Source organism: Ruminococcus sp. OM06-36AC, assembly GCF_003438725.1.
Taxonomy (GTDB): Bacteria; Bacillota; Clostridia; order Oscillospirales; family Ruminococcaceae; genus Ruminococcus_C; species Ruminococcus_C callidus.
The window spans coordinates 57,537-65,691 of sequence record NZ_QSTT01000005.1 but is presented as its reverse complement, the minus strand read 5'-3'; the positions used below and the strand labels follow the sequence as shown (position 1 = coordinate 65,691).

Below are 8,155 nucleotides of genomic sequence, written 5' to 3'. Positions count from 1 at the left end.
CAGATGGCTCTGGGCGGCATCAGAAAAAGAGTCACACTCGAAAGGGTGTGGCTCTTTTTGCGTATGAGCGTGTGCGGTTCTGTTTTTGAAGCAGAAAGGTGTCTTGCTTTTTGGAAAAAATTGTGGTATGATAAAAATGAGGAAGAATGTGTCGAAGGGAGCGTAGATGGCGTGATTCGAATCGCGGTGGTAGATGATGAGAAAGATCAGATTTTTCAGTTGAAAAAAATCATTCAAAGCTTTTTTCATGAAAAGGGGAAAAGCATTATGGTTTCTTGTTTTACACAGGGGGAAGAACTGCTTACGCAAAGCACTGATTTCGATATGATATTTTTGGACATTCAAATGGAAGGTATTGATGGGATTGAAACGGCAAGATTGATTCGACAAAAAAATAAAAAAGTTGCTCTGATATATGTTAGTAATTATTCAGAGCAAATGGCAGCATCTTTTGCAGTACATCCATTTTCTTTTTTAGAAAAGCCTATTCAAAACTCAAAAATTCGGGAAGTACTAGCAGAGTATTTACAGTACTATGGCACAGAGGAAAAAAATTATATTTCATTTCCCATGCATCACGGAAATGTTGTCATAGAACCTCAAAAAATTCTTTATTTTGAATATGAGGGAAATCGAAAAGTCAAGCTGGTATCTACAGAAACTGTATATCATATTATTGGCAGCATGAGTGAATTAGAAAACCAACTACAACAATATCATTTTATCATGCCGCATAAAAGTTTTTTGGTCAATGTGGCATGTATCAATTCATTTTACAATGATATTATTCTTTCAAATGGCATGAAAATACCAATTGCAAAAAACAGAAGAAAACAAGTCCATGAAAAGATAAGTGATTATTTGCATCACCATTTGCAGAAATAGGAGGTGTTTCTGATGAAATTATTATTGAGTTGTATGGTAAGCCTTACTTGTACCTTTTCTGGAATATGGGCGTTATCTAATTTTTTCTCCATTCAAAAATCTGAGATTTGGCTGCGTTTTCTTAGTGTGACGATAATTTCTGTTTTACAAGGATTGATGTGTATATTTGGAATTCCGATTTTAAATACAATAAGTATGTTGGCAATGATTGTTTTATCCACGATTATTTGTTTTCGTATACCAAAAATCTCATTTTTAATTTATGACTTCCTGATTGCATTGATTTGTTTTATAGCTGATGCTATGTCAACGCTGAGCTTGTCCTTTGTGACACAAAAAACGATTTCGTCTGCGGTTGCGGAAGATAGTTTAACGATTTCAAGCTGCCTTCGAACTTGTTTGCTTACATTTATTTTATGTCACATTGTCTTTTCTATGATTCGAAAGAAAAAGAGTAGTTTTGTATGGTATGAATCGATCTCATATGCAATTTTAGCAACTGGAGAAATTATCACTGCCAATTACATCATAGAAAATATTGCAAATACGCATTCCGGAACATTCTTGGTTTTCTTTTTAACAGGCTGTATTGTGCTAGATGTCTACATTGTTTTTGTATTTTATCGTGTTTCTGCGATTCGGGAAATGGAAAAGAAAAACGCATTGTTGCAGCAGCAAACAGATATGCAAATGGCAGTTTATCGTGATCTTGAAAAGCGGTATCAAAATTCTATGACGATCATACATGATGTAAAGCGGCATGTGAATGCTTTAGAGGGATTGATACAGACTGAAAATCTGACAGAAGCAAAACAGTATGAAAAATCGTTATATCAACAGCTGGACAAACTGCACCCATCATTTCATTGCAGCAATCAACTGCTATCTGTTATCCTAAATCATGAGTTGCTGAAAGCAGAACAGAAAGGCATTCAATTAAACTTGAATATTTTATATGATAAGCTTGATTTTTTATCAGATATGGACTTAACAACAATCGTTTCGAATCTTTTAGATAATGCAATAGAAGCGGTTTCGGAATTGGATAAAGACAGAACTGTTTTGTTTGTAATCGAAGAACAAATGCAGTGCTGTATGATTCACACGGAAAATAAGTATGAAAAATTAAATCCAAATACGGAGAACAGTTTTTTGTCTACTAAAAATGGACATGCGGGAATCGGCTTAAAAAATATTGAAATGACCGTTAAAAAATATAATGGAATCTGGAAAGCGACAGTTGAAAATAACAGCTTTGTGGTGTCTATCACGATTCCGATAGATTCCCAGCCAATTATATGAAATTCGAACCCGATAGTGATTTTGCACAAAAATGCTATCGGGTTTTTGTTACCCCATTCCCGAATAATGCAGATTATTCCCGTTTAGTGCAAAGCTATTGATTTTTTCCAGTTGGACTGCTATACTAAAAATGTAAGAGAAATCTTATTGAGGCAATACCGCACAAAGAGCGTCTGGCGACTTTGCACGCCATCTGCTTGCAAATTTCCCGTCATATTTCACAAAAATGCTCGTGAATACATCCAGTATTCACTCCGCTTTTTGTTTCATCTGACGAAAAATTTGACGACGTATCTGTCGCACAATCTTTGTGCGGTATTGCCTTAAATCTAAAATGAGAGGAATGTTTTACATGAAAAAGAATTCGAAAGATGTAATAGCCCCGATTGATCTCGCAAAACTTTCCGCAGATATTAACTGTGACGGAAGACTGGACGATCAGGATGTTATAATGTATGGTAAAGTCGTTTCAGGACAAGTAAAACTGTAATTTTCTTTTCATGAAAGGAGATGTTTTCTATGAAAAAGATTTTGAAAAACGTACTTCTCTTTTCCGCATTGATTGGCAGTGTGAACTGCCTTGCTTTGCCGGCGGCAGCGGTTGATGTGGCAACGGCAAACACTTCTGTAATGGCAGATGCAGCAGATGTTGTGTATTCCGGTACCTGCGGTGCAGAGGGGGACAACATCACATGGACGTACAACGAGAGTGAATCCACAATGACGTTTTCTGGTACTGGCAGCATGGAAAAATACTATGTTAGCCGTTGGGATACAGACGGATATAATAACCCGAGCATTGTTCCGGAGTGGCTGACAGATTCCAGAATTTCCGTTTACCAAGCAAGAACTGTTGTTTTTGAAGAAGGTATTACAGAAGTTGGCAAGATGACAGATGACTACTTTGGCTGTGAAAATTCGCAATGCTTTTTGGAAGTGCCGGAGAGTGTAACAAGCTTGGATTTTTCTAATGTCACAAATAGTCTGGCTCTTTACGGGCTGGACGGTTCGTGGTTCTATGGATTTGCCTGGAAATCATATACAAAGGGCAACTACAGCAAGAGAAGATACGTATCTGTTGGAACGGCGAAGAATCCGGTATATCCCACAAGCGGTTCTTGTGCATCTGGTGCAACATGGACATTTGATTACAGAACTCGTGAATTGCATATCAGCGGTTCTACCATGAAAAAGTCAGAATTTCCGGATTATCCTTATAAAAAGGTGATTTTTGAAAAAGATTTCGTTCCGCCGGAAAACAATAATTCTCAAGCTGATGAAACAAATGATTTTGTATTCTCCTTTGTTTTACGTCCGCATAGAGATAGCAATGTTTACTGCTATCCCAACAGCCCGTTTGCCAATGAATATGAAAAAATCAAGACAATCACAGACGAGGAGGACGGCACATTATTATATGCTGACATTGTGAAGTGCAATTATCTGCCCGACGATACCGGCATTTGCGGGGACGTAAATCTGGACGGAAAGGTAAACCTTTTGGATTCTGTTCTGCTGGCAAAGGCAGTCAACGGCAGTGTGACTGTGAATGACATGCAGAAAAAGAACATGGACTGCGACGGCAGCGGCGAGATCGATATTGATGATGTCACTACTCTGATGCAGTTCTTGGTGCATGCTGTGGATAGTCTGCCATTGCAGTAACAAGGAGATGTTTTCTATGAAAAAAATTTTGAAAAACGTACTTCTCTTTTCCGCATTGATTGGCAGTGTGAACTGCCTTGCTTTGCCGGCGGCAGCGGTTGATGTCGCAACGGCAACATCGTACATGGAAACTACAGACGATTCAAAATATCCGTCCAGTGGAACCTGTGCATCTGGTGCAACATGGACTTATGACTATCCTAATCGCGAATTGCATATTAGCGGTTCTACGATAAGAATAGATGAAATGCCGCAACTTCCTTGCCGTAAAATTGTTTTTGAAAAAGATTTCATTCCGCCGGAAAATAAGTTCTATGAACATACGGATTTAAATACGTTTGTAATGTCAATAACACTTCGTTCTCCTAATGAAATTCGTCAAATATATTGCTACCCCAATAGTCCATTTGCGAAAGAATATGAAAAAATTATAGCATCTACAGAGGACGACGGTTGTTCCTATGCTGATTTTTTAAAGTGCAATTATCTGCCTGACGATACCGGCATTTGCGGGGACGTAAATCTGGACGGAAAGGTAAACCTTTTGGATTCTGTTCTGCTGGCAAAGGCAGTCAACGGCAGTGTGACTGTGAATGACATGCAGAAAAAGAACATGGACTGCGACGGCAGCGGCGAGATCGATATTGATGATGTCACTACTCTGATGCAATTCTTGGTGCATGCTGTGGATAGTCTGCCGGTGAAATAACGATCGTTTGAAATATTGCCTAAATGAAAAAATGAGTTTTGTTCAGCCCTGCCGGATTGCTGTATCCGACAGGGCTGAAAACGAAGGTGTGAAAGTATTGTCAACGATGCTGTTTCCCAAAACGCTTTCGGAGAAACCAGAAACGAAATATCGAAAACAGAAAAAGCACATCGCGAATCGCAGCAGACCCCGCTGGTCTGGCGAACGTGATGTGCTTTTTGGTTGTAATGCAAAGGGAAAACTCTTTTTCAAAAGGCGTTTTCCCGCATTGGTTTTTCAGACTTAGGGCAACACCGCACAAACATTATGCAGCGTCATTCCGTACTGGGCAGCGTTTGAATCAGGTGCACCAGAAACCGCAGCAGCACAACTGCATCATTGCTGCCGGTTTCTCCGTCACCGTCGCAGTCGGCATTTTTTTGGGCAGATTCGCTCAGGCTGATGGTTCCGGCAACCGTCTTGTTCAACAGAACCGCGTCTGAAATGTCCACCTTTCCGTCCAGATTGACATCGCCGAAGATCACGATTTCCGTTGTCGGGGACGTACCAGAGGATTCGGTTGCCGTTGTGGCAGAAGTTGCGGCGGTGGTTTCCACAGAGGACAGAGTTGTGGTGTCCTGCTCTGTGGGGGAAGTCGTGGCTGCGGTGGTTTCGGAAACGGTAGCTTGCGTAGATGCAGCTGTTTTAGTTTCTGTAGCCGCAGGCAGTGTGGTCGCTGTCGTTGTTGCAGTGGTTTTGGATGTGTTAGTAGTGGTCGTGGTGGGGACAGTTGCTGCCGTTGTTTTTACAGCAGTGGCAGTAGTTGTGGTGGTAGTAGTAGTAGTAGTAGTAGTAGTAGTAGTTGTTGTTGTTGTTGTCGCAGCTGTCGTGGTAAAGGCGACTGCATCCCACTTCTGACAGGCGTTGCCGTTTACCGTCCACTGCTGCACATTAGCACCGCTGGATTTCTCCGCGTTTGCCACTTCTACAGCAGCCCGATCTTTTGAAGTGCGTGTCAGGATCGTATATGTTCCGTCGGGATTCTTGACAAACTTGAACAGATGCGAGCTGGACTTGTTGTTGGTGTGGATCTCGATGTTGGAGCCGTCTGCTTCTCCCGCAGAATTCAGATAGTAGGTCCTGCCGTCTGCCAGAGCAGAGAGAATGTAGTAGTATCCGCCGCCGAATTCTTTCAGTGTCCATGAGTTGTGGGCTGCGGGTTCATTTGCACCCCACTGCTGCACGTTGCTGCCGTCCTCAGCCTTTCCATTTGCCACTTCCAGATACAGATTGCTGTTGGCATTGCGGAACTGGTATGTCTTTGTGGTATCCATGACACAGCCGGTGTCCTCTACCTGTGTCAGCTTCCACTGCTGGGAAGTGTCGGAGAGATTGACTGCCCATTCCACCACGTTGGCTCCGGCACTTGCGGAAGCTCCCTGTACGGCAACGCAGCTCTGGTCGCCGCTGGTTTTGGTGAGCAGGTAATAGACACCGTCTGCGGCTTCGTAGAATTTGAACCGCTGTGCATCGGCATCGGTGGCAGACCAGATGCCGAGATTAGTGCCGTTTGCCGCAGAATTTCCGGCAACGTCCAGCAGGTAGGTCACCTTGTCACCGATCTGGGGATACAGGGTATAATAGCCGTCACCGTCTGACAGTACCCGCCATGTATTGTGGGCTGCGGGTTCATTTGCACCCCACTGCTGGACGTTGGTGCCGTCCGCAGCCTTTCCGCCGTCCACTTCCAGATACAGCCCGCTGTTGACGTTCTGTATCATGTAGACTGCACCTTCCTGCAAGACTGCCGGTGTATAGTCGGTCACCGGATTGCCATAGGCAGAATCAAAGCTGTCCGTCAGGAACGGTGCTGTGTAAACAGTTGCCGCAAAGGTCTGCAGGCTGCTGTCTGTGATGTATTTCAGTTTGCCGGAAGATGATGCAGCACCGGCGTATTTGGTGCAGAAATCCTTGGTGTCTGTGCCCTTGGTGTTGTAGGCATCTAACAATGTGTAGCCGTAGTTGTCCTTGGGGTTCCATGTGCTGGTGATTTTTGCGGTATAATTCAGCTTGGTCGGGGTTTCTGAACTGTTTTTCGCCGTGTAGGAACCGCTGTCCCGATACGGAGAAGTGTCCGGCTGTACAATGATTTCCCGTCTGGAAACCGCTTGGAATCGGCAGTTCTCGCTGACCATATTGGAGCCCTCGCCGCTGATGATCTGGCTGCAGCTGTTCGGCAAAAAGCTGTCATCGCCGGAATAGTAGTTGTTGTAGATGTGACCGCTGCCGTTTCCGATCTGCGGGCAGCGGCGGACGCATTCGTCCCACCAGTTGTACATCAGCGTGGTGCGGCAGCGGGAAGTTTCACTGTTCTGTGTGCCGTATGCCACCGTCCAGAAACGATTTTTGAATGTGTTATAGGAAATCGTGATATAGTCCGGACTTCTGCCGTTGTCTTTCGCGTCCAGATAACTTTCATAGGGGGTGTTCAGCCAAATGAATTTTCCCACTTCGTCCTGCCCGTTTCCTGTATGATCTGAGGGCAAGTAGGAGATAAACGTGCAGTGATCCACCCAGATCTGACGTGAGGACCAAATATTGATCAAGATCCGGTTCTTCACATTCTTTGCGATCATGTTCAGATTCCGAAAAATGATGTTGTCGCTGGGATTGTCGTCCACTGCACCGTAGGTGTCATTGGTGCGGAACTGAGAGTCGTAAATGGTCTTGCTCCCGTAAGAACCCACAATGGTCTTGTTGTCCCGAATGCGGGTGTGGAACTTGTTCTGCATATCAATATCTGCCGTGATGACAATGGTTTTCGGTTCTGTGGTATTCAGCTGTTTTTCCAAGTCGTCCGCGGTGGAAACGAAAACGGTTTCGCCCAGCAGACCGCCAATGGTTCCCGCTTTTTCCTTGCCATTTGCCAGTGCATTTGCGGCGTACCCCTCCAGTCCGCTGCAATTCAGCTTCCACTTCTGGGCACCGTCACCGGTGTATGCGGTCAGCCCGATGGTGTTATTTCCCTGATAATAGGTCAGTGCCGCACCGGTGGAAACGCTGGTGATCTTGTAGTACAGATCGTATCCCTCGAAGTCTTTCTGTACGCTTTCGATGTTCCAGTTCTGGCTGCTGCCAGCAGCCTTTGCCGTCAGTGTGCATGCTGTGCCGTTGGCAGTCAGATACTTGCCGTCAGCCAGACTGACAATTTGGTACACGCCGGCAGAAACATAGTCAATACGCCAGTCCTCTGAATTGGCCCCGGCGGTTTTCTGTGTGTTGGCAGCATTGCCAGCATTGTTCAGATTCCGGTTCGTGGTGTACGCCCCGAAATGCACCGCCTGTGCCGGATAAGCGATCCCGTCTGCAGCCGATACAGAATCTGCCGGCAGAATTCCAAGCAGACTGCTCAGAATTGCCAGTACGGTCAGTATGGCGGGCAGCAGGTGTTTGTTCTTTCTCTGTTGTTTCATTTCCAATTCCTCCTGTTTTGGTATTGTGGATTGTAGCTATATTTTATCACAGTTCATGAGATAATTCAATCAGATATGATGCTATTTTATAAGAAATTGTGCTATTATTTCATTGCTGTGAGAATAATATCTTATAATTCTT

General features: G+C 44.0%; 6 protein-coding genes. 5 read left to right on the top strand and 1 reads right to left on the bottom strand.

What is annotated here, in order from left to right:
- Positions 1–3 precede the first annotated feature (3 nt).
- The 5 genes from DXB92_RS06120 (at position 4) to DXB92_RS06100 (ending at position 4,561) form a co-directional block, all read left to right on the top strand.
- Positions 4–885 (top strand): LytTR family DNA-binding domain-containing protein, encoded by an 882-nt coding sequence (locus DXB92_RS06120; RefSeq protein ID WP_021683309.1) that lies wholly within the window; start codon positions 4–6, stop codon positions 883–885.
- Positions 886–897: 12 nt separating this feature from the next.
- Positions 898–2,187, top strand: a complete 1,290-nt coding sequence (locus DXB92_RS06115; RefSeq protein ID WP_040648191.1) for a GHKL domain-containing protein — start codon at positions 898–900, stop codon at positions 2,185–2,187.
- A 352-nt stretch (positions 2,188–2,539) separates the two neighbouring features.
- Positions 2,540–2,677 (top strand): hypothetical protein, encoded by a 138-nt coding sequence (locus DXB92_RS13575; RefSeq protein ID WP_181976932.1) that lies wholly within the window; start codon positions 2,540–2,542, stop codon positions 2,675–2,677.
- Positions 2,678–2,706: 29 nt separating this feature from the next.
- The gene (locus DXB92_RS06105; protein WP_117733165.1) at positions 2,707–3,852 is read left to right on the top strand and encodes a dockerin type I repeat-containing protein; all 1,146 of its coding nucleotides are present in this window, start codon (positions 2,707–2,709) and stop codon (positions 3,850–3,852) included.
- A gap of 16 nt (positions 3,853–3,868) precedes the next feature.
- The gene (locus tag DXB92_RS06100) at positions 3,869–4,561 is read left to right on the top strand and encodes a dockerin type I repeat-containing protein (RefSeq protein ID WP_117733163.1); all 693 of its coding nucleotides are present in this window, start codon (positions 3,869–3,871) and stop codon (positions 4,559–4,561) included.
- Positions 4,562–4,875: 314 nt separating this feature from the next.
- Here the strand turns inward: DXB92_RS06100 and DXB92_RS06095 are convergent, their stop codons facing one another.
- Positions 4,876–8,013 carry an RICIN domain-containing protein gene (locus DXB92_RS06095; protein ID WP_117733161.1) on the bottom strand — a complete coding sequence of 1,046 codons (3,138 nt, stop codon included), beginning with the start codon at positions 8,011–8,013 and terminating at the stop codon, positions 4,876–4,878.
- Positions 8,014–8,155: the final 142 nt, after the last annotated feature.